The 13,275-nt window shown below is 69.6% G+C and carries 13 protein-coding genes; 9 read left to right on the forward strand and 4 right to left on the reverse strand.

Annotated features, from left to right (window positions below):
• Positions 1-258 precede the first annotated feature (258 nt).
• Both ispG and RT309_RS09485 read left to right on the forward strand, forming a co-directional pair.
• The gene (gene ispG, locus RT309_RS09480; protein ID WP_313356625.1) at positions 259-1,410 is read left to right on the forward strand and encodes a flavodoxin-dependent (E)-4-hydroxy-3-methylbut-2-enyl-diphosphate synthase; all 1,152 of its coding nucleotides are present in this window, start codon (positions 259-261) and stop codon (positions 1,408-1,410) included.
• 17 nt (positions 1,411-1,427) lie between these two features.
• Positions 1,428-2,282 carry a hypothetical protein gene (locus RT309_RS09485; RefSeq protein WP_313356626.1) on the forward strand — a complete coding sequence of 285 codons (855 nt, stop codon included), beginning with the start codon at positions 1,428-1,430 and terminating at the stop codon, positions 2,280-2,282.
• A gap of 17 nt (positions 2,283-2,299) precedes the next feature.
• Here RT309_RS09485 and RT309_RS09490 read toward each other — a convergent pair whose 3' ends face one another.
• From RT309_RS09490 to RT309_RS09500, 3 genes are all read right to left on the reverse strand, one after another.
• Positions 2,300-2,647 (reverse strand): GntR family transcriptional regulator, encoded by a 348-nt coding sequence (locus RT309_RS09490; RefSeq protein ID WP_313356627.1) that lies wholly within the window; start codon positions 2,645-2,647, stop codon positions 2,300-2,302.
• Positions 2,644-3,534 carry a hypothetical protein gene (locus RT309_RS09495; RefSeq protein WP_313356628.1) on the reverse strand — a complete coding sequence of 297 codons (891 nt, stop codon included), beginning with the start codon at positions 3,532-3,534 and terminating at the stop codon, positions 2,644-2,646. The genes RT309_RS09490 and RT309_RS09495 overlap by 4 nt, the downstream gene beginning before the upstream one ends.
• 98 nt (positions 3,535-3,632) lie before the next feature.
• Positions 3,633-5,054 carry an RNB domain-containing ribonuclease gene (locus RT309_RS09500; protein WP_313356629.1) on the reverse strand — a complete coding sequence of 474 codons (1,422 nt, stop codon included), beginning with the start codon at positions 5,052-5,054 and terminating at the stop codon, positions 3,633-3,635.
• A 78-nt stretch (positions 5,055-5,132) separates the two neighbouring features.
• Here RT309_RS09500 and RT309_RS09505 point away from each other — a divergent pair, with 78 nt between their 5' ends.
• The 4 genes from RT309_RS09505 (at position 5,133) to RT309_RS09520 (ending at position 10,124) form a co-directional block, all read left to right on the forward strand.
• Positions 5,133-5,903 (forward strand): isocitrate lyase/phosphoenolpyruvate mutase family protein, encoded by a 771-nt coding sequence (locus RT309_RS09505; RefSeq protein WP_313356630.1) that lies wholly within the window; start codon positions 5,133-5,135, stop codon positions 5,901-5,903.
• Between the two features lie 40 nt (positions 5,904-5,943).
• On the forward strand, positions 5,944-7,698 hold the full coding sequence (locus tag RT309_RS09510) for a proline--tRNA ligase (RefSeq protein WP_313356631.1): 1,755 nt from the start codon (positions 5,944-5,946) through the stop codon (positions 7,696-7,698).
• A 77-nt stretch (positions 7,699-7,775) separates the two neighbouring features.
• A complete protein-coding gene (locus RT309_RS09515) occupies positions 7,776-9,044 on the forward strand; it encodes a nucleotide disphospho-sugar-binding domain-containing protein (RefSeq protein WP_313356632.1) in 1,269 nt (422 codons plus the stop codon).
• Positions 9,045-9,089: 45 nt separating this feature from the next.
• Positions 9,090-10,124 carry a TIGR00730 family Rossman fold protein gene (locus RT309_RS09520; RefSeq protein ID WP_313356633.1) on the forward strand — a complete coding sequence of 345 codons (1,035 nt, stop codon included), beginning with the start codon at positions 9,090-9,092 and terminating at the stop codon, positions 10,122-10,124.
• Positions 10,125-10,130: 6 nt separating this feature from the next.
• Here RT309_RS09520 and RT309_RS09525 read toward each other — a convergent pair whose 3' ends face one another.
• The gene (locus tag RT309_RS09525; RefSeq protein ID WP_313356634.1) at positions 10,131-11,486 is read right to left on the reverse strand and encodes an NAD(P)/FAD-dependent oxidoreductase; all 1,356 of its coding nucleotides are present in this window, start codon (positions 11,484-11,486) and stop codon (positions 10,131-10,133) included.
• A 136-nt stretch (positions 11,487-11,622) separates the two neighbouring features.
• Here RT309_RS09525 and nusA point away from each other — a divergent pair, with 136 nt between their 5' ends.
• The 3 genes from nusA to RT309_RS09540 form a co-directional block, all read left to right on the forward strand.
• On the forward strand, positions 11,623-12,606 hold the full coding sequence (nusA, locus tag RT309_RS09530) for a transcription termination factor NusA (RefSeq protein ID WP_313356635.1): 984 nt from the start codon (positions 11,623-11,625) through the stop codon (positions 12,604-12,606).
• Between the two features lie 60 nt (positions 12,607-12,666).
• On the forward strand, positions 12,667-12,939 hold the full coding sequence (locus RT309_RS09535) for a YlxR family protein (protein ID WP_313356636.1): 273 nt from the start codon (positions 12,667-12,669) through the stop codon (positions 12,937-12,939).
• Between the two features lie 94 nt (positions 12,940-13,033).
• Positions 13,034-13,275: translation initiation factor IF-2 N-terminal domain-containing protein (locus RT309_RS09540; protein ID WP_313356637.1), on the forward strand; the 242-nt coding region annotated here is incomplete at its 3' end.

Raw genomic sequence — 13,275 nt, forward strand, 5'->3', positions numbered from 1 at the left:
CCGCCTCCACCACCCGTTGCGCCTGACGGGCCGCATACCGGTTCGCATCCACCTCAGAGCACGTCACATCATCGAGAAGAACACCCAGCACATCACCCGCAGACCGCGGGATCGAGCCGAACTCCTCATCGATGATCACCACACCAGTATAGAACAAAGATTCGAATATGTCCACACCTGTATCGCGGCAGATCTTGCCCCGGACACGAGGCGGCCGACTTCCAGCCCGCGCCGATCCGGCGGCGGTAGCCTGGAGGGGTGCCTGCAGTGAATCTTGGGATGCCGCGCATCCCCGAAGTCCTCGCCCCACGTCGCAAGTCCCGTCAGATCCGGGTCGGCAAGGTCCTGGTCGGCGGCGACGCCCCCGTCAGCGTCCAGTCGATGACGACGACGAAGACCACCGACATCAACGGCACACTGCAGCAGATCGCCGAGCTCACGGCCTCCGGCTGCGAGATCGTCCGCGTCGCCGTGCCGTCGCAGGACGACGCCGATGTGCTGCACATCATCGCGAAGAAGAGCCAGATCCCGGTGATCGCCGACATCCACTTCCAGCCGAAGTACGTGTTCCAGGCGATCGACGCCGGCTGTGCGGCGGTGCGCGTCAACCCGGGCAACATCCGCAAGTTCGACGATCAGGTGGGCGCCATCGCCAAGGCCGCGCAGGATGCGGGCGTGTCGCTGCGCATCGGCGTGAACGCCGGCTCGCTCGACCCGCGACTGCTCGAGAAGTACGGCAAGGCGACCCCCGAGGCGCTCGTCGAGAGCGCGGTGTGGGAGGCGTCGCTCTTCGAGGAGCACGACTTCCACGACTTCAAGATCTCGGTCAAGCACAACGACCCCGTCGTGATGGTCAAGGCGTACCGCCAGCTGGCCGAGCGCGGTGACTGGCCGCTGCACCTCGGCGTGACCGAGGCCGGTCCGGCGTTCCAGGGCACGATCAAGAGCGCCACGGCGTTCGGCATCCTGCTGGGCGAGGGCATCGGCGACACCATCCGAGTGTCGCTCTCGGCGCCCCCGGCTGAAGAGGTGAAGGTCGGCCACCAGATCCTGCAGTCGCTGAACCTGCGCGAGCGCAAGCTCGAGATCGTGTCGTGCCCGTCGTGCGGTCGCGCGCAGGTCGACGTCTACTCGCTCGCCGATGACGTGACCGAGGGCCTCAAGGACATGACCGTCCCGCTGCGCGTCGCCGTGATGGGCTGCGTCGTGAACGGCCCCGGCGAAGCGCGCGAGGCGGACCTCGGCGTCGCATCGGGCAACGGCAAGGGGCAGATCTTCGTCAAGGGAGAGGTCATCAAGACCGTGCCCGAGGCCGACATCGTCGCCACGCTCATCGAAGAAGCCAACCGCATCGCCGCCGAGATGGGCTCCGACGCCCCGCTCGGCACCGCCCAGGTCATCACCGGCTGACGCGTCAGGAAGAATCCATGCAGTCGACGCTCGTCTCGTTCCCCGATGGCGCCCTGGCCGGCGAAGGCGAGGTGCTTCTCGTCGACCAGGCGGCCTCGATCGTCGTGGTCGACGCGACCCCGTTCCATCCCGTCGACCACACCTGGCCGGACCAGCCGGGAGATTCCGGCGCGATCACCATCGGCGACGTGCGGGTGCGCGTGACCGAAGCCGTGATGGCCGCGATCAGTGACGAAGGAGTGCTGGCTGTCGGCTCCGACATCCCCGTGAAGCGCGGCGGCCAGGGCTGGACGTGGATGGTCGGCCACCGCACCGAGGGGGCGATCCCCGCGGACATCGCCGTCGGTGCGCGCGTCACGCTGACGGTGGACGCCGATCACCGGGTCTCACTGAGCCGAGGGCACACCGCGTGCCACCTGGCATCCCTCGCCCTCGACGCGGCGCTGGCCGACCTGTGGCGCAAGGAGATCGGCACCGACCCCCTCGGCAATCCCGACTTCGAGGGGAAGGCGAACCAGTCCAGCCGCATCCACGCCGACGGAAGCGTCGACGAGTATCGCCTGGGCAAGAGCCTGCGCAAGGCAGGCTTCGACTCCGAGGGGTTCGCCGCCACGCTCACCGAGCGCACGCACCGCATCAACGATCTGCTCGCCGAGTGGGTCGCCGCGGCGGGCGGGAGCCGCATCGACGTCGACGGGCCGAGCATCATCGACCGGCGCACCTGGACCTGCACTCTGCCCGATGGCGAGGTCGGATTCCTGTGCGGTGGCACGCACGTGCGGTCGCTGGCCGAGTTCGCGTCGATCACGGTGTCGCTCGACCTCAGCGATCCGCAGCTGCTCGTCATGACGACGACGGTCACGCCCGCCTGAGATGACCGACAGCGCGCTCACCAGACTGCGCGCAGCACGCGTTCGGCATCCTCGGCCGACATGTTGTCGCGCCGGGCGGCGGAAGCAAGCGCCCGGGCGGCATCCACCACCGCTTGCGACACCGTGCTCGCGGTCCTGCTGACACGCGTGCCCGCGCCGACGCGGGAGACGACGAGACCCTCCTCCTCCAGCTGGCGATAGGCCTTCGCCACGGTTCCGGTCGCGATGCCCAGGTCGGATGCCAGCTGGCGCACCGACGGAAGCCGCTCGCCGCCCGCGAGAGCGCCGGTGGCGATCAGCCCGCGCAGCTGTCCGTGCACCTGCTCGGCGGGCGTGCCGCCGGTGGGAGAGAGCGTGATGATCATGATCGTGTCGTGGCCGCGACGCGCCGCGCCGGGATCGCCGTCAGCGCGGTGATGAAGCATGCCGTAAGGCCGATGACGAATGCTGCGATGCCGCTCCAGGTCAGCGCGGGCGCCAGAGCAGCGAACGATGTGCCCATCGCCACGGTGCCCAGTTCCGAGGTCACGGACCCGCCGCGCAGGGCGGCTGTGCCACCGAGAGACTGCAGGATCACAGACAGATGGATGAGCACGACACCTGTCGCGACACGGAGGATGTTGGTCGCGCGCAGGCGGCGCACCGCGGCATCCGTCTCGATGTCGTCGTTCCAGGGGGCCGCAGTGATCAGGAACAGAGCGGCGAACACCCCGGCGAGAAGCACGGCGAGCGTGATCAGCGACGGTGTGGAGAAATGCCAGCCGTAGATGTGGGTGCCGAATGACGACGTCCCCATCGATGTCCAGTACATCGTGTAGTGCCCGAACTCGTCCGGCGTCGATGCTGCGCCCGCCGCGATGGTCGTGCCGAGCACGAGGCACGCGAGCACCACCACGGTCCAGATCCACTGCTTCGGTGCGAACTGTGCGATGCGCCGACGCGACAGCGTCGCGGCGCCGCGGGCTCGCGCGCGGGGTGGGGGAACCATCAGCAGCAGCACGGCGATGACGCCGAGGACGAGTGGGGTGGCGGCCCGCCATCCCAGGTCGGGATTCAGTGGGATGAGGGGAATCCACGAGCCGAACAGCGACAGGACGGCACCGATCGCCGGGACCAGCCCGGCGACCAGGGTGAGTACCGCGGCCCGCCCAACTGGCCGAACCGTACCCCGCATCGGCAGGAACCGGATGCCGGCGGCGATCAGGACGGGCCCGACGCTGAGCGCCAGCACCATCAGCAGGACGACATTCATGGCCACCGCCTCAATGAGTCAATTGATTGACACAAAATGTAGCGACTGACTGATACAAGATCAACCCCGCGTCGGACATCCGCGGCAGAGCAGCGGGCTCAGGCCGCGAATCGGACCTCACCCTTGGCGACGTCCACGCTCTCCAGCGTCAGCGTCACGGTGTCGCCGGGCGTCGTCCCAGCCGGGATCGGGGCGGATGCCGTCACGGCCGGCTCCGCGATCTGCACCGCGGCGCGATCCTCGCCGCGCAGCTCGATGACCGTGGCGTCGATCCGAGTCCCGACGAGCGGATGCAGCAGCGCCGCCTCGACGCGGTTGATCGTCTCGGCGTTCAGCTCGGAGGCACGCTGCCCGGCCTGCTGCATGAGGCCGGGAAGCTGGGGGAGTGACTCGCGCGCCCAGTCCGGCGCGGGTCGGCCCTGCGACACGGCCTCGCAGATCGCCAGTGACCACCGGTCGACCAGCCGGCGCAGGGGAGCGGTGGCGTGCGCGTAGGGTGCTCCGATGGCGGCCTGCATCAGATCGCCATCGGGGAGGCGGCCGTCGAAGGTGACGTAGCCCGCGCCGCAGAACAGAGACGCCGCAGCCTCCAGCACGGGTAGCGTCAGCGGATCGGTCTTGTCGAGCGCGCGCAGGTACTCGCCGTACCGGCCGTCCTTCCACGGTCGGCCCAGCGCCTGGGTCTGCCGCCGGAACCGTGCGAAGGCCTGCTCATCCGGCTGCGGCATGGTGCGCAGCACGCCCACCTTCGCGTCGATCATCAGCTCGGCCGCTGCCATCCCCGTCAGTAGCGACAGCTGTGCGTTCCAGTCCTCGATGGCCAGTGGGTGGCGGCGCTCGATGTCGTAGCGGCCGTCGTCGCGCTGCACGACCTCCTCATCGGGCAGGTTCAGGCTCGCGCCACCGCGCTCGGCCTCCTGCGCGCGGCGCAGCTCGCCGATCTCCTGCAGCAGAGCGAGGTGGTCATCTTCACCCCGGTCGACGGATGCCTGCGCCGAGACGTAGTCGAGCTGCGCCCGCGAGCGGATCAGGGCGCGCTCGAGCCGGAAGTCCGTCTTCGACCCCTCGGCGTCGAGGGTGAACGTCCACACGAGCGCCGGCCGCTCGGCATCCGGAAGCAGGGACGCGCGATCCTCGGACAGCACCCGGGGATGCAGCGGAATGTTCCCGTCGGCGAGATAGAGGGTCTGCCCGCGTAGGCGGGCCTGCGCGTCGACGGCACCACCGGGCGTCACGAAGCCGGGCACATCGGCGATCGCGTACCGCACCTGGTAACCCGAGCCGACGCGCTCGAGGTGGAACGCCTGGTCGAGATCCTTCGAGCCCAGCGGGTCGAGAGTCGCGAAGGGCACGTCGCGCAGATCCAGCGCGGGCGTCGGCGCGCTCGCCGCCTCGGCTTCGGCAACCGCCTCGGGCGGGAACTCGACGGGCGCTTCGATCCCCTCGCGCAGCGCTGTCAGTGCCTCAGCGAGCTCGCTCTGCGCGGCGGAGGGCGAAACGTGTGATCGACGCTGAGGCATGGGTCCACCCTATGCAGAGCCCCGGAGATCTAGGGTGACAGCGGCCCCGCACCGCGCCACGCGCACTACCGTGAGGACATGACGAACGCTGAAAAGGCCCGCACTCTCATCGACCTCTACGACGCACCGGAGATCCTGCGCGTCGTCAACATCTGGGACGTCGTCTCGGCCAAGGCCGTCGCCGCGCTGCCCGAGACGAAAGCCCTCGCCACCGCCGGTCACTCGATCGCGGCGACCTTCGGCTACGCCGACGGTCAGATCCCGCGCGACCTCATGATCGACTTCGTCGGACGTATCGCCGCCGGCGTCGATCTGCCGGTGACCGCCGACCTCGACGACGGATACGGCGACGCGGGCGAGACCACGCGACGGGCGATCGGCGTCGGCGTGGTCGGGGCGAACATCGAAGATCGGCTGGCGCCGTTCGCCGAGTCCGTCGCGAAGGTCGAGGCGATCGTCAAGGCCGCACAGGCGGAGGGCGTGCCGTTCGCGCTCAACGCCCGCACGGATGCGATCGTGCGCGGCGGCGACAAGCCGCTCGCCGACAAGCTGGCTGATGCGGTCGAGCGCGGCCGTGCGTTCATCGACGCAGGGGCCACCGCCGTATTCGTGCCCGGCGTCCTCGACGCGGATGCCACCCGAACCCTCGTCGAAGGCATCGGCCACAACAAGGTCAGTGTCATCGGCCTGCCGGGGGCGCTCACAGCGGCCGAGTACGAGGCGCTCGGAGTCTCGCGCATCTCCTACGGCCCGACGACGCAGCGCGTCGCGCTCACGGCGCTGCAGGACCTCGCCACCGACCTGTATGCGAACGGCGTGATCCCGGAGGGCACCCGAGCGCTGAACTGACCCGACGAGACGAGTGAGCGCGGGTCACTAGACTTGCCCCGTGGTCACTCGTCTCTCGAACTTCTTCCTCCGCACGCTGCGCGAAGACCCGGCCGGCGCCGAGGTCGCCAGCCACAAGCTGCTGATCCGCGCCGGATACATCCGTCCGCAGGCCGCGGGCATCTTCGCATGGCTGCCGCTGGGCCTGCGCGTGAAGGCAAGGATCGAGACCGTGATCCGCGAGGAGATGACCGCGGCGGGCGCTCAGGAGGTGCACTTCCCTGCGCTGATGCCCCGCGAGGCGTACGAGGCCACCGGACGGTGGGACGAGTACGGCGACCTGCTGTTCCGGCTGCAGGACCGCAAGGGCGGCGACTACCTGCTCGCGCCCACCCACGAAGAGGCGTTCACCCTGCTCGTGAAGGACCTGTACTCCTCGTACAAGGACCTGCCGCTGACGCTCTACCAGATCCAGGACAAGTACCGCGACGAGGCGCGTCCTCGCGCAGGGCTGCTGCGCGGTCGCGAGTTCACGATGAAGGACGCCTACTCCTTCGACGCCTCCGACGAGGGCCTCGACGCCAGCTACATGGCGCAGCGCGACGCCTACGAGCGCATCTTCCAGCGACTCGGCCTCGAGTACGCGATCGTGCAGGCGGATGCCGGCGCGATGGGCGGCTCGCGAAGCGAGGAGTTCCTGCACCCGACGCCCGTCGGCGAAGACACCTTCGTGCGCAGCGAGGGCGGCTACGCCGCCAACGTCGAGGCGTACACCACCACCGCTCCGGATGCCGTCGGCTGGGACGGCGTGGAAGCGGCGGCGATCTTCGACTCGCCCGGCACCCCCACCATCGACACGCTCGTCGCCCACAGCAACGCCGTGCTCGACGGGGAGTACACCGCCGCCGACACGCTGAAGAACGTTGTGCTCGCGCTGACGCACCTCGACGGCTCCCGAGAGCTCGTGATCGTCGGCATCCCCGGCGACCGGGACGTCGATCTCAAGCGCGCGGAGGTCGCCTTCGCGCCCGCCGAGGTCGAGGCTGCCACCGACGCCGACTTCGAGCGGCACCCGCTGCTCGTGCGCGGATACATCGGCCCGTGGTCCGAGACCGGGCCCGTGCTCGGTGAGGAGTCGGCCACGGGCATCCGGTACCTGGTCGATCCCCGCGTCGCCGATGGCACCCGCTGGATCACCGGTGCGAACATCGACGGGAAGCACGCGCACACCGTCGTCGCCGGCCGCGACTTCACCGCAGACGGCACGGTCGAGATCGCGAACGTCCGCGACGGCGACCCCGCACCCGACGGATCGGGACCGGTCTCGCTCGCCCGCGGCATGGAGATCGGCCACGTCTTCCAGCTCGGCCGGAAGTACGCCGAGGCGCTCGGGCTGAAGGTGCTCGACCAGAACGGCAAGCTCGTCACCGTCACGATGGGATCGTACGGCATCGGCGTCACCCGCATCCTGGCGATCATCGCAGAGCTGAACAACGACGAGCGGGGCCTGATCTGGCCGGCGTCGGTCGCGCCGTTCGATGTGCAGGTCGTCGCCGCCGGTCGCGACCAGGTCGCCTTCGACACAGCCTCCGACATCGCGAATCGGCTCGAGGCCGCTCGCCTCGAGGTGCTCTACGACGACCGCGTCAAGGTGTCGCCCGGTGTGAAGTTCGGCGACGCCGAGCTCGTGGGCGTGCCGAAGATCGTGATCGTCGGACGCGGTGCCGCCGACGGGCAGGTCGAGCTGTGGGACCGCGCCACCGGCGAGCGGGAGTCGCTGCCGGCCGATGAGGCCGTCGCCCGGCTCACCCGCTGAGTCACGCGCTCACCCGCCGGGCGGTTCTCCGTGGTGCCACGGTGGATCGTTGCGCTCGGTGAGGCCACAATCGACCCATGAGCCGGTTTCTGCTGACCGCGATGCCCTTCACCGGGCACGTCGCGCCGCTGGCGGCGGTCGCCGCAGAGCTGGTGCATCGCGGCCATGACGTGCGCTTCTACACCGGCTCCCGGCATCGTCAGCGGGTCGAGCGGGCCGGGGCGCGCCTGATCCCGTGGGACCGCGCGCCCGACTTCGACGAGAACGACCTGCCGGCCACCTTCCCGCGCCTGGTCGGCAAGAAGGGCTTCGCGCAGCTGCTCGTCAACATGGTCGACTGCTTCATCCGCACCGCTCCCGCACAGGTCGCCGACCTGCAGGCGGAGTGGGACCGGGAACCGTGGCAGGCGCTCGCCGCCGACGAGACGTCGGTCGGCGCGGCGCTGTTCAGCGAACGAGGCGAGATGCCCTGGACGACGATCGGAGTGCTGCCGCTCAACCTCGTCGGGCCGGCCGGTCCGCCCAGCGGGATGGGGATCGCCCCCGGCACCGGCCCGATCTCGAAGACCAGGGATGCCGTGCTTCGCGCCCTCGTGCCGGCGCTGACACGTCCGCTGGTCAAAGCGCTCGGCGAGGCCGAGAGAGCCGTGGGCATCAGAGCGACCGGACGCACCCTGGAGCGCGTGGTGTTCTCTCCGACCTCGATCGCCGCAAGCGGTTCGCCGCGGCTCGACTACGGACGAGCCGATCGACCCTCGCACCTGAGGTTCGTCGGCGAGCTCCGCGGGCGGCATCCGGACGACCTCGCGCTGCCGGGATGGTGGGATGACCTCGACGGCCGGCGCGTCGTGCTGGTGACCCAGGGCACGCAGAACATCGACCCGAGCGACCTGCTGCGTCCTGCACTGCAGGCGCTGGATGGTCGCGACGTCATGGTCGTCGCGACCACGGGCATCCCGGGTCGCGATTCGCTGCCGTTCCCCGTGCCAGTCGACGCTCGCGTGGCGGGATTCGTCCCGTTCTCGCAGCTGCTGCCGAGAGTGGATCTCGCGATCACCAACGGCGGGTGGGGTGGAACTCTCGCGCTGCTCAGTCACGGCATCCCGCTCGTCATCGCCGGCGGCGATCTCGACAAGCCCGAGGTCGCCGCCCGCGTCGCGTGGAGCGGTGCGGGGATCGACCTGCGCACCGGCACGCCGACAGCGGCGGCGGTCGGCGCGGCCGTCGACCGGGTTCTCGGCGACGACTCGTACGCGACGGCGGCCGCCGAGGTGGGACGGCAGCTGCGCGATCTCGGCGGCGCCGCGGCCGCAGCAGACCTCATCGAGGCATCCGCACGAGCGTGAGCGCGTGCGGGCCGTGTCGACGGTGCGGTGTGCAAGGGTGGAGGCATGACGGACGCCACGCTTGACGAAGACCTGCGCCAGCAGATCACCGCGCTCCTCGACGAGGCCGGCATCCGCACCGAGCGGGGTCTCATCGCCCGGCTGCTGCAGACCTCGCTGTCGCTGGGGCAGGAGAGCACCGACCGGCTCGATCTGAAGATCGCATCGGCCGCACTGCAGGAGATGCACCTGGCGTTCCGCCTCTTCCAGCCCTTCCACCACGTGCCCAAGGTGACCGTGTTCGGCTCCGCGCGCACGGGTGAGGACGACCCGCTGTACCTGCAGGCCCGCGACGTGGCCTCGGCACTCGCCGACGACGGATGGATGGTGGTCACCGGCGCCGGACCCGGGATCATGCAGGCGGCGGCCGAAGGAGCGGGTTCGAAGATGTCTCTGGGCGTCTCGATCCGCCTGCCGTTCGAGGAGCGCGCGAACACGATCGTCGCGGAGAGCACGCAGGTCGTGGCGATGAAGTACTTCTTCACTCGCAAGCTCATGCTGATCAAGGAGTCGCGCGGATTCATCTGCCTGCCCGGCGGCTTCGGCACCATGGACGAGATGTTCGAGCTGCTCACCCTGCAGCAGACCGGCAAGGCCGAGCCGATGCCGATCGTGCTGCTGGATGCCCCGAACGGCACCTTCTGGGGCGGTCTGAAGCGCTTCGTCGACGAGCACCTCGCGCCGGCCGGGGTCATCTCACCGCACGATCTCGACCGGGTGCTGATCACCGACTCGGTCGACGAGGCGGCTGCCAGCGTCACGGGGTTCTGGCGCAACTACGACTCGCTGCGCTGGGTGGGGGATCTGCTGGTGCTGCGACTGGTGCACGCTCCGACGGATGCCGAGATCGAGAGCCTCAACGAGCGCTTCGGTCACCTGTGCGCGTACGGTCGCATCGAGCGTACCGAGCCGCTCGACGTCGAGCGCACGGCGGGTGACGTGATCGAGCTGCCCCGCCTGGTGCTGCACCTCGAGCAGCGCAGCGTCGGTCAGCTCTACGCGCTGATCCGCGCGATCAACGAGCTGCCCTCCGCGAACTGAGCATCGTCAGCCGACCGGTCGCGCCCCGCGCGCGACGACGGCGGCGGCGAAGGCCGCTCTGTCGACCGGATGCCCGAGGATGCTCTCGGCCGCTCTATGCCCGGAGGCGTACGCGGCGCCGACGGTCGCCGGCTCGTCGCCCCAGGTCGCCTCGCCCGCGAAGTGCAGATTGTCGTCGACGGGGCCGGCGAGCGCCTCATGGTCCTGGTGGGACGAGCCGGTCGCGATGTACGAGTACGATCCTGCCGCGAGCGGGTCCTGGCCCCAGCGGGTCACCCACTGCGCGATCGGCTCGCCCACGGCATCCCCGTACAGGGCGCGCAGCGCCATGAGCACGTCCGTGACGATCTCGTCGTCGGTGAGGTCCTGCAGATGCCGACCCAGGGGACCTGCAGCGAACGTCAACAGCGTCGGGATGCCGCTGATCGCCGACACGTCGTACCAAGAGTGCCAGCGCTCGCCGGCCTCGCCGAGCGCCCGGATCACGTAGCTGTCGTCCTGCCAGAACCGCTCGGGGAACTGCAGGAAGATCTTGTTGAACACGCCCATGCCGAGCCTTTCGATCGGACCGGCGACGTGGTCGGGCAGAGGCGGGTCGAACTCGATCGCGCCGGACTTGAGCACACCGAGCGGAACCGTCACGACGACGGTCTTCGCCGTGCACTCGGCGGCGTCGGCACTGACGACGAGGCCATGGCTCGAACGGCGCACGCGCGTGACGGTCGTGCCGAGTCGGATGTCGAGCCCGGCCGCGATCCGCGCGGGGAGTTCGTCGTACCCGCGCAGGAAGATGACCTCGTCGCCGTCGATGGCATCCTCGTCCAGTCCGTGCGCGCCCAGGTCGCCGATCCACGCCCCGCACTGCTCCTCGACACGGTGCCGGAAGAACTCCCGGATCTCGTCGATCCGCTCCGGCGACAGGCCCGACGCATCCAACGCGCGCTCGGTGACGTCGAGGTAGCTGTCACCGGGGGAGGAGCGGGCGATCACCGGGACCAGCTCCCGGTCGACCGCCTGCACGTCGCTCGTCCACTGCGCCGACGCCTCGGCGTCCATCCGGCGGCCCGCCCCGTCGAAGTGCTCCATGGGGCGGCCGCCGACCTGGAAGCTGCCCACGGTGAACTCCTTCGTGGGAAGGCCGAGCGCCTGCACCAGCTCCCACAGCGGCGATGCGTGGATGCCGTGGATCCAGGAGGCGCCGAGGTCGACCGGGAACCCGGCCGTGCGGTCTGTGAGCATCCGGCCTCCGACCCGGTCACGAGCCTCGAGCACGACGACGTCGCGGCCGGCATCCGCCAGCATCCGCGCGCAGGTGAGACCGGCCATGCCGGCGCCGACGACGACCGTGTCGAATCGCTCCATGGCTCCCAGTATCGCGTGCGCCGCGGCCACGCCGGCGTGCTCCCGGCCCTTCGCCGGACAAAGGCGGATCGGGTATTCTTGTCTGATGTCCGCGGAGCATCTGTCCGCGGTGAGAGCTGAATAGAGGAGACCGCTGATGGATATCGAACTCGCACTGCTGCGCGGAATCGAGAAGGAGAAGGCGATTCCCTTCGACGAACTCGTGTCCATCATCGAGCAGGCCATCCTCACCGCCTACGGAAAGCACGTCTCGGAAGACGGATCCGTCCCGCCCGGCGTGCGCGTCGAGCTCGACCGCAAGACCGGTCACGTCGCGGTGCTGCAGCCCGTGCAGGACGACGAGGGCGCGGTCATCGGCGAGGAGGAGACCACTCCCGAGGACTTCGGACGCATCGCCGCGTACGCCGCCAAGCAGGTCATCAGCCAGCGTCTTCGCGACATCGCCGACGACGCCGTGCTCGGAGAGTTCCGGGGCAAGGAGGGCGACATCGTCGCCGGCGTCATCCAGCAGGGACCCAACCCGCGCATGATCCACGTCGACCTCGGCAGCGTCGAGGCGATCCTCCCGCCCGAGGAGCAGGTGCCGGGTGAGGAGTACACGCACGGGCGCCGCCTGCGCGTCTACGTCACCAGCGTCGCCAAGGGGGCCAAGGGCCCGCAGATCACCGTCTCGCGCACCCACCCGGGTCTCGTCCGCAAGCTGTTCGCCCTCGAGGTGCCCGAGATCGCCGGCGGCCTCGTCGAGATCGTCTCGCTCGCCCGAGAGGCCGGGCACCGCACCAAGATCGCCGTTAAGGCGAACGACCCGTCGGTGAACGCCAAGGGATCCTGCATCGGCGAGATGGGCCGTCGCGTCCGCGCGGTCACCGAAGAGCTCGCGGGGGAGAAGATCGACATCGTCGACCACCACCCCGACCTCGCGACCTTCGTCGCGCATGCTCTGTCGCCCGCGAAGGTCACGTCGGCGTTCGTGCTCGACGCCACCACCAAGGCCGTCCGCGCGCTCGTGCCCGACTACCAGCTGTCGCTCGCCATCGGCAAGGAGGGGCAGAACGCCCGCCTCGCCGCCAAGCTCACCGGCGCGAAGATCGACATCCAGCCCGACAGCGTGATGGAGTGAACCGCGCCGACCTGCCCGCTCGCGGTGCGGCGGGCATCGGTCGATGCGCCGAGGTGTAAGATGGATCCTGTACGAACGTGCGTAGGCTGCCGCGATCGTGCCTCTCGATCCGCCCTGATCAGGGTGGTCGTGCAGAACGACCTGCTCGTCATAGACGAGCGGGCTGCTCTGCCGGGGAGGGGCGCGTGGCTGCATCCCTCGCCCGAGTGCCTCGACACCGCTCTGCGGCGACGGGCCTTCGCACGAGCACTCCGCGTGCCGCCGTCCATCGGATTCCCCGAGGCGGAGGACGCGCAGACCATCCAACGGCACTTCCACCGGAACAAAGGCTGAACGGCTATGGAAACAAAGTGAACGGCTCGAAATGAGACCCGTCCGCGACTAGTGGTCTGCCCTGCCTGGGCGGACCGACCCAGACAGGAGAATTGTGGCTGCCAAACCACGTGTGCACGAGATCGCCGCTGAACTCGGCGTCGACAGCAAGTTCGCGCTCGCGAAGCTCAAGGAGCTCGGCGAGTTCGTGAAGAGCCCGTCTTCGACGGTGGAGCCCCCCGTGGCGCGCAAGCTGCGCGCTGCGATCGAGGCCGACCCCAACGCGAAGCCGGCCGAGAAGACCGAGGCGAAGCCGGCGGCCAAGTCCGCCTCCGCATCGTCCAAGGCGCCGACCCC

Source organism: Microbacterium sp. (assembly GCF_032084865.1).
GTDB lineage: Bacteria > Actinomycetota > Actinomycetes > Actinomycetales > Microbacteriaceae > Microbacterium.

Bases quoted from the DNA above. Each gene is read 5' to 3' on its own strand.
- RT309_RS09520 (WP_313356633.1), top strand. From the start codon at position 9,090: ATGACGGACGCCACGCTTGACGAAGACCTGCGCCAGCAGATCACCGCG.
- nusA (WP_313356635.1), top strand. From the start codon at position 11,623: ATGGATATCGAACTCGCACTGCTGCGCGGAATCGAGAAGGAGAAGGCG.
- RT309_RS09495 (WP_313356628.1), bottom strand. From the start codon at position 3,534: ATGAATGTCGTCCTGCTGATGGTGCTGGCGCTCAGCGTCGGGCCCGTC.
- RT309_RS09500 (WP_313356629.1), bottom strand. From the start codon at position 5,054: ATGCCTCAGCGTCGATCACACGTTTCGCCCTCCGCCGCGCAGAGCGAG.
- RT309_RS09525 (WP_313356634.1), bottom strand. From the start codon at position 11,486: ATGGAGCGATTCGACACGGTCGTCGTCGGCGCCGGCATGGCCGGTCTC.
- RT309_RS09490 (WP_313356627.1), bottom strand. From the start codon at position 2,647: ATGATCATCACGCTCTCTCCCACCGGCGGCACGCCCGCCGAGCAGGTG.
- RT309_RS09535 (WP_313356636.1), top strand. From the start codon at position 12,667: ATGGATCCTGTACGAACGTGCGTAGGCTGCCGCGATCGTGCCTCTCGA.
- RT309_RS09485 (WP_313356626.1), top strand. From the start codon at position 1,428: ATGCAGTCGACGCTCGTCTCGTTCCCCGATGGCGCCCTGGCCGGCGAA.
- RT309_RS09505 (WP_313356630.1), top strand. From the start codon at position 5,133: ATGACGAACGCTGAAAAGGCCCGCACTCTCATCGACCTCTACGACGCA.
- RT309_RS09515 (WP_313356632.1), top strand. From the start codon at position 7,776: ATGAGCCGGTTTCTGCTGACCGCGATGCCCTTCACCGGGCACGTCGCG.